Origin of the sequence: Paenibacillus sp. Y5S-9 (assembly GCF_036894235.1) — a bacterium.
GTDB lineage: Bacteria > Bacillota > Bacilli > Paenibacillales > Paenibacillaceae > Paenibacillus.
Genome location: NZ_CP145887.1, coordinates 1,258,299 through 1,283,435, shown reverse-complemented (window position 1 = coordinate 1,283,435; position 25,137 = coordinate 1,258,299). Strand labels below are relative to the sequence as shown.

Sequence of the window (25,137 nt, the reverse complement as noted above, 5' to 3'; positions counted from 1 at the left end):
CAAATCATATGTCAACAAAGTTAACTTCATAATCCATATTTTTTCATATTTCAGAATTAATAATTAAATAGTTATATAGCCGAGCATTTGTAGCGTTCTATAGAGTCAGGTATTATAACAAACAAAAAAAACAGACGGTTGGCATCTAACCAATAGTCTGTTTTTTAGATTTGCTATACTTTCATAGAAATTACACTCGTATTTGTCTTACTCCGAAGAGCGATGATGATGGTTGTGACCATGCTGACCCGCACTGTGATTGTGATCCAGACTCTGATCCGGCTTGCCATCCTGATCATGACTCTGAGCATGAGCCAGTTTGTTGAGTTCATCCACATAAGTCACTGACAATTCTGCATACAATACCCCTTTTTGCACCTGGATCTGTTGATGCAGATGACGCAATCGCCCCAGATTCCCTCGTACGGCAATAACCTCCAGGCATTGGTCATGGTTCAGGTGTACGTGCATATTGGAAATGATGTCATGATGCGCCTCGTGCTGCAGCTCCATCAAACGAATGGGAAGATCACTGATATGGTGATCGTAGACCATCACAATGGTGCCGGCCACATCCTGGTCGGATTGTAATGCAGAAGGTTGCAGTAATGTTTTTCGAACAAGATCACGGAAAGCCTCGGATCGGTTTTTGTATCCCTGTTCCTCAATATACTGGTCAAACTGCTCAATCAGAGGTGTAGGAAACGCCACCCCGAACCGGGTCAAATCTTCTTTATCTGCCATGCTTCTCCTCCTGCGCCCTCATTTGCTTCGAGTGTACCACAGACTTGTCTGCTCATCGACTATACTGTTGCATGAATCGTACTGCCGAATGTATCGCCTGTTGTCCAGCGTCACTCTCCAGATCAAATTGATAATCATGTCCCAGTTTCTCTGACGAGTTCGAGAAAAACAAGGTTTCCACCTCAACATCAAGGCGCTTCAATACTTGTGCCAGCTCAATCGATTGACTGGTCAACGGGTCATTATTGCCTGAGGTAATAAATGCAGGCGGGTACGCTGCTGTGGCCTGAAGCACCGTCGACATTTCATGCAAACGGGGATAATCTTCGAATGTTTTGACTCCTGTATATGACCAGAGAAATGTCCGTATGAGTGGAAAACCTGTATTGGCTACCGTACTTAGATTGTATGGACCACAGTATAGAAGAACCCCACGCAACTCTTCCGGCTGGGCGGCTGGTGTTATATTCATCAGCTTGGCGAGAGAAGGATTCGTCACCACTGCCGCGGTCTGACTTGCAATCTGGGCACCTGCTGAATTGCCTGCGAGAAATATGTTGTCCGGGTCACCCTGATACTCACTGACATGGTTCTTCACGTAAGTCAAAGCCTGATTCGTCTGGATCACGGGAATGGGATATTTCGTATCCGGTGCGAGCGCATAATTTATACTGACCACAACGTAACCCTGCTTGGCTAATTGTACGGCATAATCTGCGATATCCTTTTTGTCACCCAAGACCCATCCTCCGCCATGAACCCACAACACAACAGGCAAAGGTTCCGATGTTACGGAAGGATAATAGATATCCAGCGTACTGTCATTACGCCCTTCGTCTGCATAGGGTACATCCACAACACGAGTTACGCCTTCCGAGATCATACGGTCCTTGCTGCTCGTATCTGGATTAGTAGTTTCAATTAATGATTTTAATAAAAATACAGCTATTTTGGGTGTCCATTGTGTACCAATCCCGATAAAACCTATGATCAAAATTAGTACAACGCTGGGAATCCAGTAACGTTTACGTTTAAAACCTTTTGCCCCCGTACGTTTCGTTTCCAACTTGGACTGCAATAGTTCCACCTCGTTCCATCATCATCGAAGCGTCTTTACATCTAAAGTTGTGTACGTTGCGGAGAGGACCGGGTTTCCTCTTATTTGGGTCTCTTGGCGATTTCCTGTCTGACTTTCACATATGTAGTGGATACTTTTTGCTCCAGTGTATGAATATTTTGTTTTGTACCTGCGCACTTCTCTGCTGCAGAAGCCAATGTGTTCAATGAGCTGAGTACACGTGACGTTTGGCTTTGCTTTGTACTCTGTTTGAACTGTTGTAATGCGTTGGAATATCGTTCTTTAGCCAGACTCGCCTGTTTTTTAGCCGTTTGAATCTGTTTCTTCGCGGAGTCAGCCCCTGCTACCATAGCTCGTAAACGTTTTATTTCAGCGCTCTTCCGTTTACGTACTTCAGCAAGTTCCTTTTTCTTGATTCGGATGTCTTCTCTGGCAAGCTTCACAACGGGTCTCAACGTCTCTGCCTGAGTGCGGATTGCTGCACTCCATTCCTTATTTTTGATGGCCTTGGCTGCATCCAACTGTCTATTGACCGAACTATAGAGGGCGAATAGTGGTTCATATCGGGCTTGGGTTTGCTTTACCTTTTCAGCTAGAGCTGCGACCTTCGCATCATCGGTTTGTCTTATTTCTACACGTAATCGCTCCAATTCTGCGGTATTGGCGGCATGAAGTGTCTTTATTTTTTGTTCCCAAACCTGCTCTTGAGCCTTCCAGTTCCCCACTTTCTCGTATGCTTGCTTCAACGTTAACTTGGTTTGTGCGTCGGCTTTGTTCAAAACGGAATCCCATGCTTTTTGCGCGGTTACGCCAAGATCTATGCCCGCAGCCTCCACTGAAGAAGCAAAATAAATCGTGCCTGCGCTGAACAGAATCACAAGCCCTATGAGCAGGCGTGATCCGAAAATAAGATGAGTCAACGATGGCAATTGACGACGCCGAACGTTACTTTGTTCCATCATGTGACTATGGCTACCTGCTATTGGAGAAGGGAATAGTATGTCACTCGTCTCCATTAAAGCTATATCTTCTGTAGCTATATCTTCGATATGCTGTCGCCCCTTTTTTTCTTCCAATAGGCCGTCATGTTCTATGAAGTTATGTGAGTTTGTTCGTTCCAATAGGGAAGAACAACACTCCATTGCCTCCTGTTCATTTATCGTTTCCTTCCACGTTTCTGTTTGCATGCGTCTCTAACACCCTTTCTTCTAAAATATTTAGCAGAATAGCCAACGAAATCAGCGAACGACAAAAAAGCACCCGCAAGTCAGGCATTTGCCTGCTCTTACGGGTGCTTCCCTCATAAGCCGTTCCATATGAGATTCGATTGAACGAGTCGCTCGAACCTTCCTTTTTCTAATATATTCCATTCACTGTGTCTGGTCAAGTAAATCTGGTTTCACTGGTTGAGTAAAACTTTCGATCAACGGGAGAACCCCTCCCGCTTATAGTTAACAACTGATACAGTTCAGCTTATTGATTGACCAAAATAGCGTTCATTTCCTCGGTCAGATCCTCTTCTTTCAGCATCATGTAGATGTTCTCGCCACGAGTTACATTCAACTTGATCTGGTAGATGGTATCTTTCTCTGTTTTATAACCAGACCGTTGACGTTTGAGCAAATCGCTAATGATTTCTTTGTTTTGGGTTGCGACCTGCTTCTTGATGCTTAGACTCCCATCGATATATTCTGGCTGCGGATTCGCCCACTGAAGAAAACCCGGACTGTTGATCTCCTGCTTCGCAAACTGTGCGGAGATAATCTCGTCTGCTTGGACAAGCAACTGATCGTATAATTTGTTCTCCTTCAGCCAAGCCAATACCCGATCATAGCTAGGTTTGATCTCAAAGTTCCACATCTCCCTCGGTTGAGATGGATCTTTCGAAGTAGAATCCTGATTCATCTCCGCGTAAGCAAACGACTGCCACGGCGAGCGCTGTTCTTCATAGGTCTGGTCCAAAATGTCCTGTTTCAAGAGTTCCTTGAATTCACGGACTTGCTCCGGATTGCTAATGTACACCTTTCGGTATGAACTAGTGGAAGAGCGAATGCCAAAACTTAATGCATCCTCTTCCAGCTTATACGTTTCAAAGGCGACTCTTTTGTAATCCTGGGACTGTTTCAGAGCCATTAATTCCTGATGGAATTCGGCTTCTGGAATATAGTATTTACGTTTCATCACCTTGCCGTTATCCAGCTTGTAGTTAATAAATACATACTCATCATCACGCATACCTGGATTGATTGGATCATTCAGTATAGGAAGATCGGAATCCACAATTTTTTGATGAAGAGCGATAACTGCCCCCATGTATTCCGGATCATTAGAATAGAGGTGAGCATCGTCCATCTTCTGATTGACACCGTTACTATAGATATAACGCTCCCCACCAAGCTTGATGCTGTTCACTTTGTTCAGTTCAGGCACTCGCGCAGCGTATCCATTCCAGCCGGCAATAGGGATGTACAATATCAAACCAGCGACAATACCATATAAAATCAGCTTGGGCAGCAGCCTGCTGCTCCAGATCAGCCATGTTTTGCGAATAATCATCTCGGCAACGATATAACCTACAATTCCACCAAGAACATATCCGAAGATTCCCCATCCAGCTGATCCTCTTGGAGCAATAATCGTGAAGTAAGCTCCGCCAATCAGAACCAACGTAAACATTAAACCAAATCGGAATATAGGTTTCACAAGAGTAAATGTAACTGCTTGCGTAGCAGATTCAACCTGTCTTCTCGCATAGAGCACATAAGTCAGAGGAATAAACAGGATTGCGAATATCGAATAGATTATAAGTTCTCCATTAGTGATAGGAGCATAACTGATTGAAGCCATGCGAAGAACAAGTGACATTTCTTCCGCATTACGTCCCAATTCATCGTACGGATATCCAAGCAAATAATGCTGGAGATGAAGTGACATAATGAACCATACGACAACAGGTAACAAGAGGAGCGCGTATACGGTAAGCCCCTGCAACACAGACTGCCCGATGCACATGCCGACCGCCACAGTAAGCATGAACATAAATAGCGAGTATATGCTCATGCTCAAGCCCCACATCCAGATCGTGCTGCCATTGAACAGAAAAGCAGGTTGATCCAGTACTGCCCATACCCAGCCGGTAATTGCAGTTGTAATCCAGATCGGAAGCAAAATCATGGCATATCCAGTCAACAAGTTAACCGTTAATAGATGTTTACGACGTAACGGCAAACTATGGAACAGATCAGAAGGTGCACCGGACTGAATATACCGAAACAGAAAGATTCCAGCCGCTACGGGGAGTGTGATGGCGAACAAAATCTGCACTTCACCATTGGCCTGAAACAAACTTGTAATCTGTTGTGGCACGTCCCTGTACTCGGTAGCGATATATAGCGGAAGTGAGAACAACAATGTGATGAGATATAAAATGCCTATCCATCCATGCTGTCTGAAATTTTGGATCAGGATGCCCCGGTTACAGAACAATCGGTTGAATATCATACCCTGCGTCCTCCATTTCGTAAATAAAGATTTCTTCGAGCGTCAAAGGCAGTACATCCAGCAGATACGGGTCATGTATACGGAATTGATCGGTTACCTGTTGTCGGTTGCCTTTGACAATGTACAGGGATACACTTCCCCGTTTCTCTTCATGCAAAATATCAATCTGCTCATCCATGGCTTTCGCATGGTCCGGGTGGCGGAAAGCGACCTGGATTTTATGCGTATCGGCCTTCAGATCATCAAGATCCTTCTCTACAATAATTCGGCCTTTGTGCATAATCGCCACATGGTCACACAGATCTTCGATCTCACGTAAATTGTGAGACGAGATAACAATAGTTACTTGACGCTCAGCTGCTTCCTGGAACAGCAAGTTTTTGATCTGCTGGCGCATGACCGGGTCGAGGCCGTCAATCGGCTCATCCATCAGCAGCACTTCAGGCATACAGCTAAGTCCCAGCCATACGGCTGCCTGACGGCGCATGCCTTTGGACATACGATGCAGCTTGCGTTTTACATCCAGTTTGAATACGGTGGCCAGTTGCTTGAACCGCTCCTCATTCCAGCGCGGGTAGACAGAACGATAAAATGCAGCCATTTGAGTTATTGAAGATTGCGGAAAAAAGTACGGCGAATCGGCCATAAAAATTGTGCGGCCTTTGAGATCCATATTTTCATAAATCTCAGTACCCTCGATACGAACAGTCCCGCTGTCCTGACGGTAAATGCCAGCCATCATTTTGAGCAGCGAAGTCTTGCCTGCCCCGTTGGAACCGAGCAAACCATAGATCGACCCCTTATGTATGTTCATCGTTACGCCATCCACTGCCTTTTCCTGTTCAAACGCTTTGACGACTTGATTCAGCTCAATCATGAGGCTCCTCCTTCTCTATACGGGCCATCGCTTCCTCAAACAAAAGCGTCATATCCGCTTTGGTCAAACCGGAATACGAAGCTTCTGCAATCAACTTCACCAGAGACTCTCTGATCTCATCTCTCATGGCTTCATTCGGATGTTCCACAGACGATGATACGAAGCTCCCTTTTCCCTTCAAAGAATAAATGTAACCTTCACGTTCAAGCTCGCGATACGCTTTCTGAATCGTATTTGGATTTACGGTCAGCTGCGTGGATAACGCACGAACGGAAGGAAGCTGCTCGTCGGGCTTTAGAATACCGTATACGATCATTTCTTTGACTTTGTCCACTAGTTGCTCGTAGATCGCCTTACGGCTGCGTACATCTAATTCGAACATCCCGCACCTCCTTTCTGTACATGTGTGAAATAACCTATCGGTTTTAAATGACTGTATCTGAGGTGTATGTGCAAATATCTAGGTGTAAAAAGGCGTTACCTAAGCTGTACAGCTGTAGTGCCGTACTATTCAACTCTTAGGTGTATTAACTGTACTACTATTATTAATACAGTTAAATCGAATTGTCAACCGTTGACTTTGACTTCTTGTTTTATTGGGAGTACGTTAATAAAGAGAGGTTATATGGTTTATTTGACATATATAATTTTGGAAAGCAGGTTCATTCCGGCTTAGGACGCGGCACGATCATGGTGGCGTTCACATGAGATGAGGCAAAACGGCTATCTGAAGCGATGTGGCTAGATGTGACTAGATGTCGCTACTTGAAGAAGTGATGCGGTCAGCTACCCAAAACCTTTGCTTTACCGCTTTGACAGAATTACATGTAAAGGTTGTTCAGGTCTTTCCCCTTCCGTTATGATGGAGATGAAGTATTGTTCAATAATCACTGTATCTTGGTTACTTTTTTTGTGCGCATTTAATCTGCTTGATTGTTAGGTCAGTTATGCGTTAGATATGTTGTGTTGCGTTATAGATCTAATGTCTACACAGTTATAGATCTAATGTCTACACAGTAGTTGGCTGTTCAGCAGGTAGCTAAATTAGAGTTAGCGAGACTATGTACTTGCTTTAAGTTCGGGTTTGCACAAATGAGTTTACACAAATGAGCTACTATGTAGGGATCGGGTGTAGAGTCGGCCAGTTATTTATTTGGTTTGTTGGTTTAAAATCCGAAAATCGATATATGATTAGCGTTGATTGAGTCGGGGCAGACTCCAGCCTTTTCAATCGTTTATCTGACTTTTTGGAGCGCCAACTCGTGCTGTCCGCACTGAGCATACATATTGTAGATATGTCTTTCAAAGGGTGGACACAGACATGAGAAAGCACTCTGGAGTTTGATTTCTACATATAGATCATTTGTAATTTTACGTCCGAAAAAATCTATATGTAGTGTGTTATTTTAAAGGATGGGTATAGTACCTTTTTAGAAAAAGTGTCCACTCTTTGAAAGACAAAATGAAGATAAATGTCCTTTTCTAGTGGACAAAACTATGTCCGAATTCCATTTATATAAGTTGAACTATACATGTACACGGAAATATAGAAGGCAGTAATAACCCTAAGAAGTGTAGTTAAAAGCTTGCTGTAAGAAAGATATTATGGAGGCATAGGTTACGCTTCGAATACCTCACAAGGAGAATCCGAGATGAATGAACATAGACAGGATAAAGAGCAGAATAATGAACCCAACGCATCATTCGAAAATAATGGACACCACGGGGATTCAACTGGGGAAATAAACACTTCAGATATAAGTCCGGTACAAGCAAATTCATCACAACGTGTGTTAATTGTAACCGCGGTTGATGCGGAAAAAGATGCGGTCCTCCGTGGTTTGGGAGACACGGGCGCGGAACGATTTGACGTCATCGCAGCGGGCGTTGGCCCAGCCTCGGCCGCAGCAGGAACAGCCGCTACATTGGCATATGCCGTAGCGGCTGCAAGCACTAGGGCGTTGGCGCAGGGTTCTACTGCGCCAAGCCCATCCGATGTGGCACAGGCATCTGCCACATCTTCAAGGCCGGGGCCCCTTGCCGGAGCCGGATATTCACCAGCCTACATGCTGGTGATCAGTGCCGGCATCGGCGGCGGGTTCCCCGGCCGGGCAGACGTCGGCTCCCTCGTGGTAGCCGACGCCATGGTTGCTGCCGATCTGGGCTCGCAGACGCCAGACGGCTTCCTTAGTGTGGACGAGCTCGGATTCGGCTCGTCCATTGTGGCGGCGGACGCGGAGCTTGCCTCTCGCCTGCGCCATGAGCTGCAGCAGGCTGGGCTCGCCGTCAGCGGAGGCACTGCGGTCACCGTGTCCACGGCGACCGGAACAGCGGAGACGGCCGCGGAGCTATTGCGCCGCGTGCCGGATGCCGCCGCCGAAGGTATGGAAGGCTTCGGCGTGGCAACAGCTGCCCAGCAGTTCGGCGTGCCAGCACTCGAACTACGGGCCATATCCAACGCGGTCGGTCCACGCGACCGCGACGCTTGGCGCATCAAGGATGCCCTCGATGCGCTACAGGCTGCAAGTTCCATTTTACGGGAGGTTATTACATCATGAAAATTGCATTTTCCCCTTGTCCAAATGATACATTTATCTTTCACGCATGGGTGCACGGTTTGATCCCGGGCGCACCTGAGCTGGATGTCCGTTATGCTGATATTGATATTACCAATGGTCTGGCGGCAAATCCGGATGGACCCGATACACCTGAAGTGATGAAAATATCTTATGCAGCACTGCCATACGTGTTATCTGACTATGCTCTGCTTCCTGCTGGAGGCGCACTCGGCAGAGGATGCGGTCCACTTGTTCTGACCGCAAATGGCACGACCGATCCAGCCTATCTGTCTGGACGACGAGTTGCTGTGCCAAGTGAACGCTCGACAGCATATCTATTATTCCGTCTGTGGGCAGCGCAAAATGTTCCGGGCGGTGTAGGCGAGATTGTGGTCATGCCATTCGACCAGATCATGCCTGCTGTGCGAGACGGCAAGATTGATGCCGGACTTGTCATCCATGAAGCACGTTTCACGTACCAGAACTATGATCTCAAACTGATGACGGATCTCGGGAACTGGTGGGAAAGCGACACCGGCCTTCCGATCCCGCTTGGAGCGATCATCGCACGTCGCAACATGGACGCTCATGCCCTCGCCGGATGGGCACGCGCCTCCGTTGAATATGCATGGGCGCACCCGGATGAGTCGAGAGCATACGTTATGGAACATGCCCAAGAAATGGACCCTGACGTAGCTGCACAGCATATCGGACTGTATGTTAATGAGTTCAGCGCCAACCTGGGTGATGATGGTTACGGTGCAATCACTGCACTGCTTGGCCGTGCCATGAAAGAAGGACTCGTTCCCGAGTTCGACCTTGATCTGTTGCGAATCTAACATCTATATCTGTACGCTTTATATCTTAAGAACACAGCACATCTTATTTAGCCGAATAACGTGGTATGAGAATTCTAACGAATCTCAGACACCGTATTCGGCTAGAATTCGTTCCTATCGTCAACAAACTCGCATAATTTCGCACAATAACGATCCTACGATTCGTAAGAAATTGATATGTGCGGATTTCCAGCAAATAGCGTGTGCTCGGTTCGTTTGAGTCCGTCCCAAAGCGTTCTGAGGAGCAAGCTTCGTAGAAGTCTATTCGGGGTTCATTCGTGGACACAAACTTCTTAGCTAGCCAGGGTGATGGCGGTGTCCTTGCGTCTTGTTTTGTAAGAGCTTGGTTACTTCGGGTTAATAGAGGTTGTATTCAGAAGCTTAGAAGGCTTACGAATCGGAGTCTATCCTTAAACTCCCCCGCACCTATTTCGCTGAATCACTACTTTCCAGCAAGATTGTACAAGCCTTACCGGGTTTCGGGTTTCGGGTTTCGGGTTTCGGGTTTCGGGTTTCGGGTTTGGGGTTTGGGGTTTTAGAGTCTAATTTTTAACTAGGCGAGATACTTGCAACAAGATACTTGCTGCAAACTAGTGGCCTCACTAACCATGTTGGTCTACACATGACACACAAAATAGAAAGAGCTGTCCCCTAACGTCAGACTTATGACGATGGGACAGCTCTTTTTTCACTCTATGTTCAACTTCATATTTATACTCATATCTATCACTCTGCTCAACCCAAGATTGAAGCAGAAAGAACCCCATGCAGCTCAACGCTCTCCAAGTCATCTTGAACCCTACTGCAACCCATCCCAATCCACTGCTCTCCCATTCACAACTGCGGTCTACGAATCCAACCGTCACCTACGATTTGCTGCAACCGCAGCCGAACAATCGGAACCATCCCCTACGAATCAGCCACAACCGTACGAATCATAATCCGCAGTGCATCCAGCATCATGGGAATAGGCAGCGACGGGACGGAAGGCTGCAACACAGCCATCTCTGTGGAGGCGGGAAAATGTACAAATCCGGCACGGATCGGAAGTTGCCCTACTCGAATGTGATCCAGTACCCGGTACATCGTGTTGTTGCAGATATATGTACCTGCTGTATTGGATACGGCAGCGGGAATACCTGCTGCGGACATGTCATTCACCATGGCACGTATGGGCAACGTGGAGAACAAACCGTCTGGGCTGCCATCTGCAATGGGCTCGTCCACAGGACGCTGGCCTTGGTTATCCGCGAAGGAGCCAGGCGGAATGTCTTTGACATTCACGGCGATCCGCTCCGGTGTGATGGATGTTCTGCCCTTGGCCAGCCCACAGGCGATGACGACATCTGGCCGATAGGCTCCCATCTCTGCGATTAGCAGGTCTGCACATTCATCAAAGTGCACGGGCAACAGTACTGTTTTTAGCTCAGCACCTTCGATCACTTCGTTTGCAAGAGCATCCATTAATGCCCCCGTCGGATTCACCACATCCCCGCCAAAAGGTTCAAACCCGGATATCAGAATCTTCACCATCACACGTCAACTCCTGTCTGTTTACTCCGATTTGTAACGCAAACCCCACTGACCCCGAATGGTGTCCATCAGCTTCATGATTTCCAGAGATTCGTCCAGTTTAATGGTATTGCTCTCCGTGCGGCCTTCTAGGATACAACGTCCCGCTTCTTCTGCCTCAAAAGCATAACCAATGCACGTTCGATCATCCGTAAACTTTTCGGGCTCGTCCTGACCATTCACATGCAGATAGGCTTCTTTACCCGCCAGGAATAAAGGGAGACGAATCTTGCCTTCCGTACCGTATATAACCGCTTCATTGCTAAGGTTCAGACGAATGGCAGCACTCAGTGACGCAGAACGTCCCTCGGAATAGGACAATAATACGGAAAACTGCTCATCCACACCCGTCTCACCGATATTGGCTGTACTCCATACATGCTGGGGCTGTTCGCCAAAGATCATCGAAGCAAAGGAGATCGGGTACACCCCTGCATCCAGCAAAGCTCCCCCACCCAGATCCGGATTAAGCAACCTTCCTTCCGGCTCCCAACCAACACGGAATCCAAAGTCTGCCTGGAGCAAACGTACTTCACCGATTCGTCCTTCTGCAATCCATGCTCTGGCTTGAGCGATTGGTGGCAAAAAGCGTGTCCACATCCCTTCCATCAGGAAAAGGTTGCGCTCTCGTGCCGTCTCCACCAGTTGCTCCAACTGACGCGCATTCATCGTAAACGGCTTTTCACAGAGCACCGCCTTGCCTGCCTCCAGACAAGCCATTACATTCTCCTTATGCACAGGATGCGGTGTTGCCACATAGATAATATCTACCTCAGGGTCTTGAAGCATCTCATCATAAGAACCGTAAGCGCGTGCAAAACCATATTCAGCTGCAAACTTCTCCGCGCTTCCCGCTGTCCGTGAACCTACCGCTGCTTTCACTGCGTTCCCGGCATGCTCCAAATCCCTTGCAAACTGGGATGCAATCCATCCCGTGCCCATAATGCCCCAGCGTACTTTGTCCCGTCCCACTATTTCTGTCATATTAAAGCCTCCCTACTGCAATTTGAGTTGAAAAGGTTCATGATTCAGATCAGGCCAACATGTTATCCCCTTTATTTTACCAAAAAGAAACGCTTACGTCAGAAAACGATTTCGATTATGTGCTTTCAATAGAATTCAAGCTCATCAGGGCCTCGAACATATCTGTGTACATTTCAATTCTCCAGTAGATTTGCTAAGATTATCAGCAGACTAGGGCCAAGAAGTCTTGTCCCTAAACTACTTGTAACTAGCGACAATCTGGTTAAACTATCGATCACATCTGATAACGGGATCATACCCGTGTGCTATTCAGAAAACATCTGACTATACTGCAAACGCATTTTTTTGCCAAGGCAGCTAATAATTATAGCATCATGCAAAACGCATCAATAGATGTTCAAGTAAGACGTTCAGGCCCGAGAAAATACGATACGTATCAGATTCATTCATTATTACTTAACTGTTCAAAAGAGAGGAGGTCGCATAGCACCATGACTACCATCCCTGGTACCACCCACAACGACATGAATCCACACATGTTACATCAGCAGACAAGTCCCAATTCAGAAAAGGAATCCTCCACCCGAGCAGGCCTGGATGCATTCTTGAATGATACCCTGATTGAACTTCGTCAGGCAGAACATATAATAACCCGAGGGAAATGGCGCTGGTCCACAACTGAGCTTGCTCATCATACCTTCATATACATGCACAAATTCACAGGCCAACTGATTATGAATGAGACCGAATCCCACGTGGTTCGCAAATCAGCTTGTCTATGCACACCAGGAACTGCGATTGAACTGATTAGTGATGAAGACCATGATATTGAACTATATATGATTCACTTCGATCTGTATCGGGCTACGGAGAAAACAAAATCCAGACGAATCTACGAACGTGAGCTCAGCTCACCTGTTACAGGCTGGATTCAGGGCCCATTTTACGGTATACAGCGCATTGCCGCACAGCTTACACAACTGACCAACGAAGGTTTGGAAACAGGCCTGAAGGCACAGCTCTTCCTAACTGAACTGTTACATATGCTCTGGCCTCAAGAAGACCAGACTGACGTAGGGGCTGGGCAGGATGAACCCGAACAGTGGCTCAGGTCCACCCTGCAATACATGCGCGAAAACTACATGCACGAGATCAAACTGGAAAAGCTGGCTGAACTGGCTGATATGCATCCATCCTATTACTCGCAGCTATTCAAGAGCCGCATGCAGAAGAATCCGATTGAATACATCACTCATCTGCGTATGAACCGGGCCAAGGAATTGTTGCTCACTTCCGATCTGCGTGTCCGTGATGTGGCTCGTGAAGTGGGTTACCGTGACGAATTCTATTTCAGCCGACGTTTCCGGAACCATGCTGGATACGCTCCCACTTCCTATGCGAAGGAGGTGCATCGGAATATTGTGTCGCTCTCCTATCCATACACGGATCACTAGATGACACTGGGTATCACACCATGCGCAGCTCAGATTCAGGGCCACCTGCCTCATATGCCCAAATCGTTGGCACTGCCCTTCCACGCTTATGAACCGTGGGAACAGGGACGTCAGGCCTTCCTGGATGTGAATCCTGAATTGATTCTGACCAAGGACAATGCAGCTGCCAAAGCGATGGAGCATATTGGCGATGTCGCCCCCATCATCACGATTCCCTGGAACCAGACTGACGTCTTTGGTCATCTGCATCAGATTGCATCCATTGTGGATCGTACCCAGGCAGCGACAGATTGGCTCGATCGACATGAACGCAAGGTAGAGCGCGCACGCAAAAAAATGAAGGAATTGGTCGGGGATATTACCGTTGCCGTTGGCACGTTAACACCTAAAGGTCCACGGATGTACAGCCATCGCAACTTTGGACACGTCTTTTACCGCAGTCTGCAATTGGCCGCTCCTCAGCGCATTCAGACCGAACTGGCTGGCAAATCTCCCGGCGTTGGATTCAACTGGCTGCCCTTCACACCAGGAGAATGGGACGGACTGGAGGCAGATGTGCTGGTACTGGCGATTAATTCTATGCATGAAAAGGCAACACTGTTGAAAGAGATGGCTTCGAATCCACTGTGGAACAGCCATCCTGCGGTAAAAAACGGACGTGTACATCTCATCGACTGGAACTCATGGGTCGTATACGCTCCATATTCCATCAACATCCAGCTCAATGAAGCGCTCTCTATGTTGACGAACAAACCTTCACTTTTGTAATCTAAAAAATGTCCATCTCCAAAATCTTAATTTATGCCATGTACGGGCCTGAATTAAGATTCTATAATGATCACTAATTGATAATGATAATCAATAACAATGAAATGCGTTGTTGGTACCAAAGGAGTGACCCGTATTCAACATCCGGGACTGCCACATCGTCCGTCTAATTCAAAAAAATCTGCAGTGACCGTTGGGCTCACGTTTTTGTCTGCCATAGCCATACTGCTGCTAAGTATGTTTGTCGCAATCTCGTTAGGTGCCAAAGGGTTAACGCTGGAAACCGTATGGGCTGCCATATTTCAGTACAACCCAGCTTTGACACCACATCAGATTATTCATGAGCTGCGGCTGCCTCGTGTCCTTGCCGCGGTTATTATCGGCGCTGCCTTTGCCGTTGCAGGAGCTTTAATGCAAGGTATTACGCGTAATCCGCTGGCAGACACGGGCATTCTGGGCATCAATGCTGGAGCCACTTTTGTCGTAGCACTGAGCTTTGCCTTTTGGCCCGGACTGTCATATGGATGGATCATGGTTTTATCATTCGTGGGGGCTGTTCTGGGCACACTGCTAATCTTCCTGCTTGGAATGGCAGCACCGGGTGGTCTGAATTCCATCAGACTGACCGTTGCCGGGGCGGTTATTGCAGCCATGTTAACCTCGCTCAGCACAGGAGTTGCCATTTATTTTGACCTGAGTCAGGATCTGGCCTTCTGGTATGCGGGAGGTTTTGGCGGAATAGAATGGCGGCATCTGAAGCTGATTCTTCCCGTGCTGCTCGCCACACTAGTACTGATTATGCCACTCGCCCGGCGTGTATCACTTATGTCACTCGGTGAAGAAGTGGCGATTAATCTCGGGATCAACCTGCGCTGGACGAAGTTTCTCGCCCTCGCAGCAGTTGTTGTGCTGGCTGGTGTGTCCGTGTCGGCAGTAGGCTCGATTGGATTTGTCGGACTTGTCATCCCCCATATCTCACGCAAACTGGTGGGTGTGGATTATCGACTCATCATTCCGATGTCTTCTCTGCTGGGAGCGATATTACTGGTGCTCGCTGATCTGGGCTCACGCATCGTGAATCCCCCCGAGGAACTCGCGGTAGGCATTATGGTCGCTTTTGTCGGTGTACCATTCTTCCTCTATCTGGCCCGTAAAGAAAGGAGGGCCTTGTAGCGATGAATTTTAATACACCCTCACGAGGTAAACGTTCAATAGTTGTCAGTATCACGCTGCTCTGCATCGCCATTGCCGTTATTGTAATCAGCCTGAACACGGGAACCATTCGTCTCTCTCCAGTGGCTGTGTTACAGACTTTGCTTGGTAATGGCAGTTCGGATGATCAGATTGTACTGTTTGATTACCGACTTCCTCGCATCCTGGTAACTGTATTGGCCGGAGCGGGACTTGGTATTGCCGGAGCGGCCTTGCAAGGGATCACCCGCAATCCACTGGCGGACCCGGGTATTCTGGGATTACATGCGGGGGCAGCATTTGGACTAATGGTGTTTGTTAGTCTCTCCTTTACAATGGATGGCTCTGTAGCCTTACTGATTCCGTTGTTTGCTTTTGCAGGCAGTGTTGCCGCCGCCCTGATCATCATGCTGTTATCTTATGATCGGCACAACGGCGTATCACCCATTAAGCTGATTCTGGTGGGAATCGCGGTAGCGGCCGGGTTCCATGCGTTGACACTTTACCTATCCCTGCGTCTGGATGAAGACACCTATTCCTTTGCCGCACGCTGGCTCGCAGGAAGCGTCTGGGGCCGGGATTGGATTCATGTGCAAGCGTTGCTTCCTTGGGTGGTGTTATGTATCTCGTACATTTGGAGTCGATCCAAAACGCTTGATGCCTTCAATCTTGGAGATGCTGCAGCAACCAGTATCGGAACACCTGTCCGATCCCAGCGTGTTATTTTGCTGCTCTGTGCCGTGGCTTTGTCTGCCGTCAGTGTATCGATGGCTGGTGGGATCGGCTTTATCGGTCTGGCGGCACCACATCTGGCGCGCAGGCTTGTCGGTCCGATGCATCGGCATCTGATCCCTGCTGCCGGGCTCATCGGTATGGTTATTCTGGTGACCGCCGATACGATTGGACGAACGATCTTTCAGCCTAATGCCATTCCGGCAGGCGTGGTGGTTGCTGCGATTGGTGCACCTTACTTTTTGTACCTTTTAGTACGAAGCAAGTAATCTTTTTTTCAAAAAAACAATAAAGACATCCAAGAGATGTTCAAGGAGAATGTGACTACCCATGTTAAAGAAAAATCTTATGCTTGTCATGAGTATCTGTCTGGTGCTTGTGCTCGCAGCCTGTGGAACGGCTAACAATTCATCATCTGCTTCTGGCGGTTCGTCCACGGATACTTCAAGCAACAATCAGGACAACAGTGCAAGTTCAGGAGAGCCCCGGATTGCCTCCATGTCGATCCATCTGACCAATGATCTGCTGTCTCTCGGTATTACTCCGGTTGGTTCCGTTATTGGTGGCGAAGCCAAAGGCTTCCTGTCCCATGTTGCTGATCAACTTCAAAATACAACGCCACTTGGTCCGGTTAAAGACCCGGATATGGAAGCTTTGCTTGCCCTAAAACCCGATGTGATCTATCTGGACGAAGAATTCTCCGGTGATGATATTGCCAAATTCGAGAAAATTGCTCCGGTGCATGTCTTCAATCTGGATGACGGTACATGGCGCGACCATCTGAAAGAGATTGGCAAACTCGTGAATCGCGAGAAGGAAGCCGAGCAATACATTCAGGACTACGCGACCGAAACGGAAGAAGTGAAATCTCTGATTCATGACACGATCGGTGATGGTACTGTGATGGCGATCCGTGTTACTGCCAAAGAATTACGTGTGTTCAGTACACGCCGTCCCATGGGTCCCATTTTGTATGAGGATCTCGGTCTGACTCCTGCCAAAGGGATCACAGATATCGATTCGACTAAACCGTATCAAGTCGTCTCCCGTGAAATATTACCGGACTATGATGCAGATGCAATCTTTGTGGTTGTGAATTCGGATGATGAAGCCAAAGAAATGTTTAAGGAGCTGCAAAACAATCCGATCTGGCAAGGTCTGAAAGCAGTCAAAGCCGGTCACGTCTACCCGATTGGTGCACAGCCTTGGCTGGATTACTCATCTATCGGTAATAAAATGGCCATGGATGAAGCCAAAGAAATGTTCTCCAAAAAATAAAGTCTCCTGTACATCTGATACCCATCATTTATAAAAAACAACAAAAAAACCTCACTTTGAGATCGGAACAGCGTAGGTAAGAACCATACTTACGCTCTATTCCCCCCAAAGCTGAGGTTTTTTTTGCTTTGGCTCTGCCAGCAAGCTGCACTCCATCCTCTTCCACCAAGTGCGCTCATAGTATACAGATAATGATCTCAACATCCGTATCGGCAAAAGTTTCCTGGATAATCGGACTTACCTTCTCCCATTTCAGCCTGTCCAACCCGCATCCTATTCGGGGCATAGCCAGCTTCGTAATGCCTTCCATCACACATACATCCCGCATGGATTCTACCGCATTAGTCAACGATTGGTACGTCGGCTTATTGGAGAACTTAGCCTTGGTGACCAGATTCAGCGTCCGCCCTACCGGATAACATCGTCCAATCTCAAGCGGCTCTTGTTTGGCCTGCTCTTGAAGATTTTCCAAACCAAATCGCTCCCGGAACTGCACCGCAATGCCCTTGCCCATCCTTGCATCGGCTGATATGCAGTGCGCAAGCGTGTAATCATCCCCGAGTTCAAATAAATCCTGTTGTCTCTCATGAAACTGCATCGCATTCCTCTCCTTTATCAAGCGCTCTCATTCAATCTATATCCCATATTTTTTTATTAGGCCTCTGCCAAAAAACGTTGAAATGCCTTTAAAGTTCTCTGACCTGCGGATCGATCATATACCGCAAATACAATTCGTTCAAAGGAGTCCTTAAATCCCTCTCCCACTAACACATCATGAAAATACTTCGCCACCACTGCCGGTTCATTACGAAATACGCCACAACCATATGCACCGAGAACAATCGTCCGATGACCATTCGTAACAGCCACGTCCAGAATATAAAGGATACGTTCCTTCATCACGGACTCAATCTGTAGATCATCCGCTTCTCCACGCTCTTTCACCACACCCGCATTCACCGCTGGCGCAGTGATGAAGGATGATACATAATATTTGTCCAGCAGCCTGTCTTCATCATCACGAATCACCGGAACATCCGGTGAATAGATCATATAATTCGAATAGAAACCCGATCGCTGTTTGCGATTGTAATCGTACATTTCATCCATTTGGGCGATGCACGGGTATAGTCCTGTCGCTCGGGCCAGACTCTCTTCCTGTGCCTGACTTCCGCCAAGGAAACCGCCGCCAGGATTTTTCGCCGATGCAAAGTTCAAACAGACCACATCTTCTCTTCCTTCAGCTACCGTCAAACGTGAAGCCGCTCCAAGTGTAGTCTCGCCAGTAACTTCAATGCGACCCGGTGCAGCCTCAACTTCAGATGATGGGGCCGTGGGTTGGATTGCAACGTAAGCTTCTGTACGAAGCTTTTCTCTGAGCGCGGACAATTCTGCTGGACGGTATAACGCCGAATTTCGGATGGCTTGCTGCACATCGGTACCTATCTCAACCTTGCGATCATACCCATTTACGTACTGCCCTTCATCCAAAATAGCCAACGTCTGCTGTGCGATATTAGCCCGCATGGAACGTGAATTGGAGCCACCATTACCAGTTGATCTACCGAGTTTACTGTCGTGGCTATTACGTCCGTTGCTATTTTTGTTATTGCTGCTATTGTTCTTATCCTGTTGTTGATCACTCATCTGAATCACTTCCTATATCTTCTCTTAGACGGGTCAGAATCTCACCCAGCCAGTTGGTTCCCCGCCATGTTCTTCGATTACGAATACGCGGGTCTTCCTCCGCCAGCCCTACACCCCAGATGCGATCATCCGGACTTGCTTCCACAAGGGTCGTTCCACGAGTGGCACGCAGCACGGTTAGCAGTTCTTCGTTTTGTGTAAATTTGGCCAAATTACCCTCGTAGACAATGCGCTGGCACTCAGCTTCCCATAAAGTCCGGTCGAAGCCTGCGACCTGTCTGCCCAGCTTTTTTTGTACCGAAGCAGAGCTTGCCTTCAGAATCTTGTCTGCGATGGTCTGATCGCCAAACAGCAGCGCTTTCTGGTACATCATGTATTGCTCCGCACTCGTGTAGTGAATCCCGTTCACGGTAAAATCCGCCGGGTGCCACTGTGAGAACGGAGATGCAGTCCGCCAGAAAAACGTAAACTTTTCCATCCATATCCCCTCTTTACATGCTCCTCATGTATGCAATCATCCCGTAAACATCTTGAATGACTTCATTCGATTTCAGTGATGCACACCATCTTCTATAAGTTCTGTCTCTCTGGATTCAATCTGTATAAACGTGATGGTCGATGACCGGCACTGCTCGCATACTCTCCCGTCTCAATGACCCAATCGGCGATTTTGCGCCGGAAAGCGGCAGCCAGCAGTTTTTTGCCACTGATGATCTCATGTACTTTCTGAAGCGCAGTCAGCGTAAACGTCTCCGGCATCAGATTAAATGCAATATCCGTGTACTCGATCTTGGATCGCAGACGTTCAAGCGCATAATGAATGATTTTGGCATGATCAAATGCAATTCCCTGAACCTCACCCAACGTCAAACGATGGCTCCGCACTTTTCCTTCTATCGTTTCTTTCGTCTCAACAATTGCCGATAACTCTTCTGTTCCATTGGTCAAAATCAACTGCAGCCTGCGTTCTGTCACACGTCCACGCTCATGGATATGCCGTTTCTCTTCCAGAAGTCGCTGCTCCACCCGAAACCAATTGGCCTCACTGGCATCATCGCCAGCCTGAAGCTCCAACTCGCTGCTATCCACCAGCGCCATATAGGAACAGCTGATGACCCGTGTACGCGGATCTCGCTCCACATCTCCCCAGGTGTACAGTTGCTCCAGATAAATATCATCCAGCCCCGTCTCCGTCAACAATTCCCGACGAGCAGCATCTTCCAATGATTCCTGCATGGAGACAAATCCGCCCGGTAACGCCCACTGTCCCAGATAAGGATGGCCGCCTCGTCGGATCAGCAGTAACTGGAGTTCGGGTTCCGCAAGCTTGCGATAGTTCTCCTGTGCCTCACTGCGGATCGTAAAGACCAACATGTCTACGGTGACGGAAGGACGTTCGTAATCACCAGCATTATACGTTTCCAGAAACTGTTGTTCACTGATATGTGCCTGATCCTGATGCTCCCGGTAATCGGGAGCTTTTCCTCCAGAGGAACCTTCATAAGTCATAATAAACGAACTCCATTCTGTTATTAACATTATGTTATTAACAATTAGATAATATCAATTTATCACATCATTTTATCTTAGGTCAATATTTCCAGTCCAAAATAAATGATCTGTATTCACTTGACGATATGTCAAATCAAACTTAAGATTTAGTTAGTCGACTAACTAAATGTGCGTATTCAAAAAGTCTGGTATTCAGTATCAAGAAGATGGAATGAAGGTAGAAATGGAGTAGATGATATGAACCCAGTCCAAAACGATCGGTTAATGGGACAGCTATCCGAACTCGTGAAACTGAAACGTTACAAGGTTCATGAGAAACTTGTGAACCACCCCGAGTTATACCCGGGGCAGCCCCCTTTGTTGTTCCAGCTTGAACGGGAAGATGGCCAATCCCAGAAAAATCTGGCCGAACAACTTCAGCGCAGCCCCGCAACGGTGACCGTCATGCTTAAGCGCATGGAAACATCCGGTTATGTGAGACGCGAAGCAGACCCGAAAGATCTGCGCAGTCTGCGGGTCTATCTGACGGATCAGGGGCGCTCCGCGTTACAAGAATTGAGAGAAGTGATTCAGGAGTTGGAACAGCAGGCCCAGAAAGATTTTACACCGGAAGAATCCAGGATCATGTCTCTGCTTGCACAGCGTATGCTCCAAAACCTGCGTGAATCCTGAGTTGATGCAGACTGGCAACATCGCACCAATTGATTCACTTACGTAATGAAAACTGAGGTGATTTCCTAATTGTGGACGTTAAAACGATTCTTGACCCCGTATAAGTCGGCGGCGATCGTCGCCCCGCTGCTCATGGTACTTGAGGTAACCATGGACCTGCTCCAGCCCAAGCTGATGTCAAGCATCGTGGATGATGGTGTGCTTGCAGGGAACCTGCCCCATATCGTGACTACAGGTCTGATCATGCTACTTGTTGCGTTAATCGGCTGGGTTGGCGGCGCAGGCTGTACACTCTATTCAAGCAAAGCTGCCGTGGGATACGGCACGGATCTGCGTCAGGAACTGTTTGACCATATTCAAACCTTCTCTTTCCGCAATCTGGATACATTTCAGGAAGGATCTCTGATCACTCGTCTGACCAGTGACATTACGCAGATGCAGACCTTTGTACAGATGCTGCTGCGGATGTTTATCCGTTCACCAATGCTGATCATCGGTAGTATCATCATGGCGTTTACGATCAGTGTGAAGCTGGCACTCATTCTTATTCTGACTGTACCGGTACTGTTTATTATTTTATTTATCCTGATAAAAGCGTCTTATCCGCTGTTCGCCAGTGTGCAGAGCAAGCTTGATCAGGTCAACGCTGTGCTTCAGGAGAATCTTGCCGGCATTCGTGTCGTCAAGGCGTTTGCACGTGCACGTCTGGAGAAAAAACGGTTCAAGCAATCCAACGAAGATTACACTACAACCGCCGTCAAAGCCTGGCGTATTGTAACGCTGAATGCACCCGTGCTCAGCCTGATGCTGAACGCTACCATTGTAGCGGTGCTGTGGTTTGGAGGTTTCCAGGTAGTCGGAGGCGATATTGCTGCTGGAGATCTGATTGCTTTTATCAACTATGTCACGGTTGTACTCTCGTCCCTCACGTCCATCGGTATGATGATGATGAGTTTCTCCCGCGCCAAGGTATCTGCTGCACGGATCAACGAGGTGTTACATACACAGCCGGATATTCAATCGGGAACCGACAACTCCGGGAATGTGCAGTCACCCCCGACTACCCGTGATCAATCCCAATACCAAACGTCTTCCCTTTCCTCACGCACAGACGGTCAAGTGGAGTTCAGAGACGTATCTTTCCGTTATGACGGAGATCATGCACTCACCGGCATTAACCTGAAGGCTCGCCCGGGTGAGAAAGTGGCTCTGATCGGTTCAACAGGTTCAGGCAAAACCTCGCTCGTGCAGCTGATTCCCCGTCTATACGATGCTTCGCAGGGTGAAGTGCTCGTGAATGGAGTGAACGTTCGCAACTGGGATCTTCAGGATCTTCGCAGCCGTATATCCATTGTGCTACAGGAATCCATTCTGTTCAGCGGTAGCATCCGGGATAACATTTGCTTCGGCCGGCCCGGTGCAACGGATGCTGAATTGCGTGCTGCGGCACAAGCTGCAGCAGCGGATGATTTTATTATGAAACTGAAAGACGGGTATGACACGGAACTGGGGCAACGCGGCGTCAATCTGTCCGGTGGGCAGAAACAGCGTATATCCATTGCACGCGCCCTGCTCATGCAACCGGAAGTGCTCATTCTGGATGATAGCACCAGTGCTGTGGATCTGCGCACGGAAGCGAGTATTCAGAAGGCTTTGCAATCCTTGATGAAAGACAGCACGACCTTTTTGATTGCACAGCGGATCTCTTCCGTGAAGGATGCAGACTGTATATATGTCATTGATGAAGGACAGATCGTTGCCAGGGGCACACATGATGACCTTATGGCTCATTCATCACACTACCAAGCGATCTATTATTCGCAGCAACGGAAGGAGGATGTTCAATTTGGCTAAACCTGAATCTTCCTCCATTCAACAAACCGTCGTGCCTCCGATCGGAAGACCCGGACCAGCGGGAAGAGGACCTGTTCCCAAAGTCCGAGCCAAAAATGCTCGCCATGCTCTGATTCGGGTATGGTCGTACATGGGACGTCATCGCAAAGGAGTCATTGCTGCATTGGTTCTAACCGCTCTCGGCACACTGCTCAATCTGGCAGGGCCTTATCTTCTCGGCCGCGCCGTTAACGAACATATCGTTCCCAAAGTAACAGCGGGTTTACTGAAGGAATGTCTCCTCTTGCTGAGTGTTTATGTCTTTGGTTCGCTCCTGATGTGGGCTCAATCCTATGTCATGATTGGTGTGTCCCAACTGACCGTTAAAGATCTGCGACATGCGTTGTTCTCCCGACTACAAGAGCTGCCTGTCAGCTTTTTTGATAAAAATCAAAGCGGGGATCTGATGAGCCGGGCCACCAATGATATCGATAACGTATCTACAACGCTGAATCAAAGCGTAACCCAATTGATGTCCAGTGCCATCCTGCTCGTTGGCTCCTTGTCGATCATGTTTGCACTGGATGTTCGGCTTACCCTGCTCAGTCTAGTGACTGTACCCTTGATTACCATCGCCACTCGCCTGATCGCGTCAAGAACACGCAAACACTTCACCGCCCAGCAGAAATTGCTTGGTGAGCTTAATGGGTATGCTCAGGAAACGATTGCTGGACAAAAAGTCGTAGCGGCTTATAACCGTCAGGATCAGGCACATCAACATTTTCAGAATTTGAACGAGAAACTGCGCACATCCAGCACACAGGCCCAGACCGTTTCGGGTTTGGTTGGACCTACAATGAACGTGATGAACAATATCGGGTTTGCCATACTGGCTTCTGTAGGTGGATGGATGGCTTATCATGATCTAACATCCATCGGACTGATCGTCAGCTTTCTCGCTTACTCCCGCCAGATTGAGCGGCCACTCAACGATCTAGCCAATCAGTATAATTTGATTCAGGCTGCAATTGCAGGTGCTGAACGTGTATTCCACATCATGGATACGCCTGGTGAATACGTGGAAGAACAGAAGAAACAACTGGATCAGATTCAAGGTAAAGTGGTATTTGAAGACGTCTCCTTCGGGTACAGTACGGAGCGAGACATTCTGAAGAAGGTTAGTTTTACTGCAAAACCTGGGGAGATGATTGCACTTGTTGGACCGACCGGTGCAGGTAAAACAACCATTATCAACCTGTTACCCCGTTTCTACGAGATTACAGGCGGACGGATTACCATTGATGGATGTGACATCTCGGAACTGGAGAAGGATCAACTTCGTCGGCAACTCGGCATTGTACTTCAGGATGCCTACCTGTTCTCGGGTACCATTCGCGACAATCTCGCCTACGGCAAGCCCGACGCAACGGAAGAACAGATCAGGCAAGCGGCTGAGCTGGCGAATGCACATTCGTTCATCCGCAAACTGCCACAGGGCTACGATACCCCCATCATTTCCGGGGGAAGCAACCTGAGTCAGGGACAACGACAACTGCTGACCATTGCTCGGGCAATTCTGGCTGATCCGGCCATTCTTATTCTGGATGAAGCAACGAGCAGCATTGATACACGTACAGAGATGAAGATCCAGGAAGCGATGCGCACTTTAATGAAAGACCGCACCAGCTTTGTCATCGCCCACAGACTGAGCACAATTCGTGAAGCCGATCAGATTCTCGTCATTGATGATGGACAGATCGCTGAACGGGGAAGCCATGACGAGTTGATGCAGCAACAAGGATTCTACTATCAGTTACATCAGGGACAGCTCAATAAGTCGAACTAATGATTGTTTACACAGACACTACGATGACAGAATAACCTTCCAATCGCTGTT

General features: G+C 48.0%; 22 protein-coding genes. 10 read left to right on the top strand and 12 right to left on the bottom strand.

Annotation, left to right across the window (positions count from 1 at the left end):
* Positions 1–207: 207 nt before the first annotated feature.
* The 6 genes from nikR to V6669_RS05580 form a co-directional block, all read right to left on the bottom strand.
* Positions 208–744 carry a nickel-responsive transcriptional regulator NikR gene (gene nikR / locus V6669_RS05605; protein WP_289391353.1) on the bottom strand — a complete coding sequence of 179 codons (537 nt, stop codon included), beginning with the start codon at positions 742–744 and terminating at the stop codon, positions 208–210.
* A 52-nt stretch (positions 745–796) separates the two neighbouring features.
* On the bottom strand, positions 797–1,822 hold the full coding sequence (locus tag V6669_RS05600) for an alpha/beta hydrolase (protein ID WP_338591567.1): 1,026 nt from the start codon (positions 1,820–1,822) through the stop codon (positions 797–799).
* An 80-nt stretch (positions 1,823–1,902) separates the two neighbouring features.
* Entirely contained in the window at positions 1,903–2,784 is an 882-nt protein-coding gene (locus V6669_RS05595; RefSeq protein WP_338591565.1) for a hypothetical protein, read from the bottom strand.
* Positions 2,785–3,295: 511 nt separating this feature from the next.
* Positions 3,296–5,323 (bottom strand): hypothetical protein, encoded by a 2,028-nt coding sequence (locus V6669_RS05590; RefSeq protein WP_338591563.1) that lies wholly within the window; start codon positions 5,321–5,323, stop codon positions 3,296–3,298.
* Positions 5,298–6,200, bottom strand: coding sequence for an ABC transporter ATP-binding protein (locus tag V6669_RS05585; protein WP_091034215.1), 903 nt, complete (start codon positions 6,198–6,200; stop codon positions 5,298–5,300). Before V6669_RS05585 ends, V6669_RS05590 begins: the two co-directional genes overlap by 26 nt.
* Entirely contained in the window at positions 6,193–6,582 is a 390-nt protein-coding gene (locus V6669_RS05580; protein WP_091034217.1) for a GntR family transcriptional regulator, read from the bottom strand. The genes V6669_RS05585 and V6669_RS05580 overlap by 8 nt, the downstream gene beginning before the upstream one ends.
* Positions 6,583–7,852: 1,270 nt before the next feature.
* On the opposite strand from V6669_RS05580, the gene V6669_RS05575 reads away from it, so the two are divergent.
* Positions 7,853–8,758 carry a futalosine hydrolase gene (locus tag V6669_RS05575; RefSeq protein ID WP_338591558.1) on the top strand — a complete coding sequence of 302 codons (906 nt, stop codon included), beginning with the start codon at positions 7,853–7,855 and terminating at the stop codon, positions 8,756–8,758.
* Complete coding sequence (locus V6669_RS05570; RefSeq protein ID WP_036672450.1) at positions 8,755–9,597, top strand: 1,4-dihydroxy-6-naphthoate synthase; 843 nt, start codon at positions 8,755–8,757, stop codon at positions 9,595–9,597. The genes V6669_RS05575 and V6669_RS05570 overlap by 4 nt, the downstream gene beginning before the upstream one ends.
* A gap of 909 nt (positions 9,598–10,506) precedes the next feature.
* On the opposite strand, the gene V6669_RS05565 is transcribed toward V6669_RS05570, so the two are convergent.
* Positions 10,507–11,130, bottom strand: a complete 624-nt coding sequence (locus V6669_RS05565; protein WP_338591551.1) for a pyroglutamyl-peptidase I — start codon at positions 11,128–11,130, stop codon at positions 10,507–10,509.
* A 21-nt stretch (positions 11,131–11,151) separates the two neighbouring features.
* On the bottom strand, positions 11,152–12,153 hold the full coding sequence (locus V6669_RS05560) for a Gfo/Idh/MocA family oxidoreductase (RefSeq protein WP_338591549.1): 1,002 nt from the start codon (positions 12,151–12,153) through the stop codon (positions 11,152–11,154).
* A 491-nt stretch (positions 12,154–12,644) separates the two neighbouring features.
* On the opposite strand from V6669_RS05560, the gene V6669_RS05555 reads away from it, so the two are divergent.
* From V6669_RS05555 to V6669_RS05535, 5 genes are all read left to right on the top strand, one after another.
* Positions 12,645–13,607, top strand: a complete 963-nt coding sequence (locus V6669_RS05555; protein WP_338591547.1) for a helix-turn-helix transcriptional regulator — start codon at positions 12,645–12,647, stop codon at positions 13,605–13,607.
* A complete protein-coding gene (locus V6669_RS05550; RefSeq protein WP_338591545.1) occupies positions 13,608–14,375 on the top strand; it encodes an ABC transporter substrate-binding protein in 768 nt (255 codons plus the stop codon).
* 99 nt (positions 14,376–14,474) lie between these two features.
* Positions 14,475–15,548, top strand: coding sequence for an iron ABC transporter permease (locus tag V6669_RS05545; protein ID WP_338591542.1), 1,074 nt, complete (start codon positions 14,475–14,477; stop codon positions 15,546–15,548).
* Between the two features lie 2 nt (positions 15,549–15,550).
* The gene (locus tag V6669_RS05540) at positions 15,551–16,567 is read left to right on the top strand and encodes an iron ABC transporter permease (protein ID WP_338591539.1); all 1,017 of its coding nucleotides are present in this window, start codon (positions 15,551–15,553) and stop codon (positions 16,565–16,567) included.
* 61 nt (positions 16,568–16,628) lie between these two features.
* The gene (locus tag V6669_RS05535; RefSeq protein WP_338591537.1) at positions 16,629–17,576 is read left to right on the top strand and encodes an iron-hydroxamate ABC transporter substrate-binding protein; all 948 of its coding nucleotides are present in this window, start codon (positions 16,629–16,631) and stop codon (positions 17,574–17,576) included.
* 175 nt (positions 17,577–17,751) lie between these two features.
* Here the strand turns inward: V6669_RS05535 and V6669_RS05530 are convergent, their stop codons facing one another.
* The 4 genes from V6669_RS05530 to V6669_RS05515 all read right to left on the bottom strand — a co-directional run bounded on the left by V6669_RS05530 (position 17,752) and on the right by V6669_RS05515 (position 20,732).
* Entirely contained in the window at positions 17,752–18,174 is a 423-nt protein-coding gene (locus tag V6669_RS05530; protein ID WP_338591534.1) for a macro domain-containing protein, read from the bottom strand.
* A 56-nt stretch (positions 18,175–18,230) separates the two neighbouring features.
* Positions 18,231–19,103, bottom strand: a complete 873-nt coding sequence (locus V6669_RS05525) for a TIGR02452 family protein (protein WP_338594850.1) — start codon at positions 19,101–19,103, stop codon at positions 18,231–18,233.
* Between the two features lie 112 nt (positions 19,104–19,215).
* On the bottom strand, positions 19,216–19,701 hold the full coding sequence (locus V6669_RS05520; RefSeq protein ID WP_338591532.1) for an NADAR family protein: 486 nt from the start codon (positions 19,699–19,701) through the stop codon (positions 19,216–19,218).
* A 92-nt stretch (positions 19,702–19,793) separates the two neighbouring features.
* Positions 19,794–20,732, bottom strand: a complete 939-nt coding sequence (locus tag V6669_RS05515; RefSeq protein ID WP_338591530.1) for an NUDIX domain-containing protein — start codon at positions 20,730–20,732, stop codon at positions 19,794–19,796.
* 240 nt (positions 20,733–20,972) lie between these two features.
* On the opposite strand from V6669_RS05515, the gene V6669_RS05510 reads away from it, so the two are divergent.
* From V6669_RS05510 to V6669_RS05500, 3 genes are all read left to right on the top strand, one after another.
* The gene (locus V6669_RS05510; RefSeq protein ID WP_249911652.1) at positions 20,973–21,407 is read left to right on the top strand and encodes a MarR family transcriptional regulator; all 435 of its coding nucleotides are present in this window, start codon (positions 20,973–20,975) and stop codon (positions 21,405–21,407) included.
* A 69-nt stretch (positions 21,408–21,476) separates the two neighbouring features.
* Positions 21,477–23,261: an ABC transporter ATP-binding protein gene (locus V6669_RS05505; RefSeq protein ID WP_338591527.1), complete on the top strand. Its 1,785-nt coding sequence runs from the start codon at positions 21,477–21,479 to the stop codon at positions 23,259–23,261.
* Positions 23,245–25,086: an ABC transporter ATP-binding protein gene (locus V6669_RS05500; protein WP_338591524.1), complete on the top strand. Its 1,842-nt coding sequence runs from the start codon at positions 23,245–23,247 to the stop codon at positions 25,084–25,086. The genes V6669_RS05505 and V6669_RS05500 overlap by 17 nt, the downstream gene beginning before the upstream one ends.
* Positions 25,087–25,137 lie beyond the last annotated feature (51 nt).

Bases quoted from the DNA above. Each gene is read 5' to 3' on its own strand.
- nikR (WP_289391353.1), bottom strand. From the start codon at position 744: ATGGCAGATAAAGAAGATTTGACCCGGTTCGGGGTGGCGTTTCCTACA.
- V6669_RS05595 (WP_338591565.1), bottom strand. From the start codon at position 2,784: ATGATGGAACAAAGTAACGTTCGGCGTCGTCAATTGCCATCGTTGACT.
- V6669_RS05590 (WP_338591563.1), bottom strand. From the start codon at position 5,323: ATGATATTCAACCGATTGTTCTGTAACCGGGGCATCCTGATCCAAAAT.
- V6669_RS05585 (WP_091034215.1), bottom strand. From the start codon at position 6,200: ATGATTGAGCTGAATCAAGTCGTCAAAGCGTTTGAACAGGAAAAGGCA.
- V6669_RS05580 (WP_091034217.1), bottom strand. From the start codon at position 6,582: ATGTTCGAATTAGATGTACGCAGCCGTAAGGCGATCTACGAGCAACTA.
- V6669_RS05575 (WP_338591558.1), top strand. From the start codon at position 7,853: ATGAATGAACATAGACAGGATAAAGAGCAGAATAATGAACCCAACGCA.
- V6669_RS05570 (WP_036672450.1), top strand. From the start codon at position 8,755: ATGAAAATTGCATTTTCCCCTTGTCCAAATGATACATTTATCTTTCAC.
- V6669_RS05565 (WP_338591551.1), bottom strand. From the start codon at position 11,130: ATGGTGAAGATTCTGATATCCGGGTTTGAACCTTTTGGCGGGGATGTG.
- V6669_RS05560 (WP_338591549.1), bottom strand. From the start codon at position 12,153: ATGACAGAAATAGTGGGACGGGACAAAGTACGCTGGGGCATTATGGGC.
- V6669_RS05555 (WP_338591547.1), top strand. From the start codon at position 12,645: ATGACTACCATCCCTGGTACCACCCACAACGACATGAATCCACACATG.
- V6669_RS05550 (WP_338591545.1), top strand. From the start codon at position 13,608: ATGACACTGGGTATCACACCATGCGCAGCTCAGATTCAGGGCCACCTG.
- V6669_RS05545 (WP_338591542.1), top strand. From the start codon at position 14,475: ATGAAATGCGTTGTTGGTACCAAAGGAGTGACCCGTATTCAACATCCG.
- V6669_RS05540 (WP_338591539.1), top strand. From the start codon at position 15,551: ATGAATTTTAATACACCCTCACGAGGTAAACGTTCAATAGTTGTCAGT.
- V6669_RS05535 (WP_338591537.1), top strand. From the start codon at position 16,629: ATGTTAAAGAAAAATCTTATGCTTGTCATGAGTATCTGTCTGGTGCTT.
- V6669_RS05530 (WP_338591534.1), bottom strand. From the start codon at position 18,174: ATGCAGTTTCATGAGAGACAACAGGATTTATTTGAACTCGGGGATGAT.
- V6669_RS05525 (WP_338594850.1), bottom strand. From the start codon at position 19,103: ATGCGGGCTAATATCGCACAGCAGACGTTGGCTATTTTGGATGAAGGG.
- V6669_RS05520 (WP_338591532.1), bottom strand. From the start codon at position 19,701: ATGGAAAAGTTTACGTTTTTCTGGCGGACTGCATCTCCGTTCTCACAG.
- V6669_RS05515 (WP_338591530.1), bottom strand. From the start codon at position 20,732: ATGACTTATGAAGGTTCCTCTGGAGGAAAAGCTCCCGATTACCGGGAG.
- V6669_RS05510 (WP_249911652.1), top strand. From the start codon at position 20,973: ATGAACCCAGTCCAAAACGATCGGTTAATGGGACAGCTATCCGAACTC.
- V6669_RS05500 (WP_338591524.1), top strand. From the start codon at position 23,245: ATGTTCAATTTGGCTAAACCTGAATCTTCCTCCATTCAACAAACCGTC.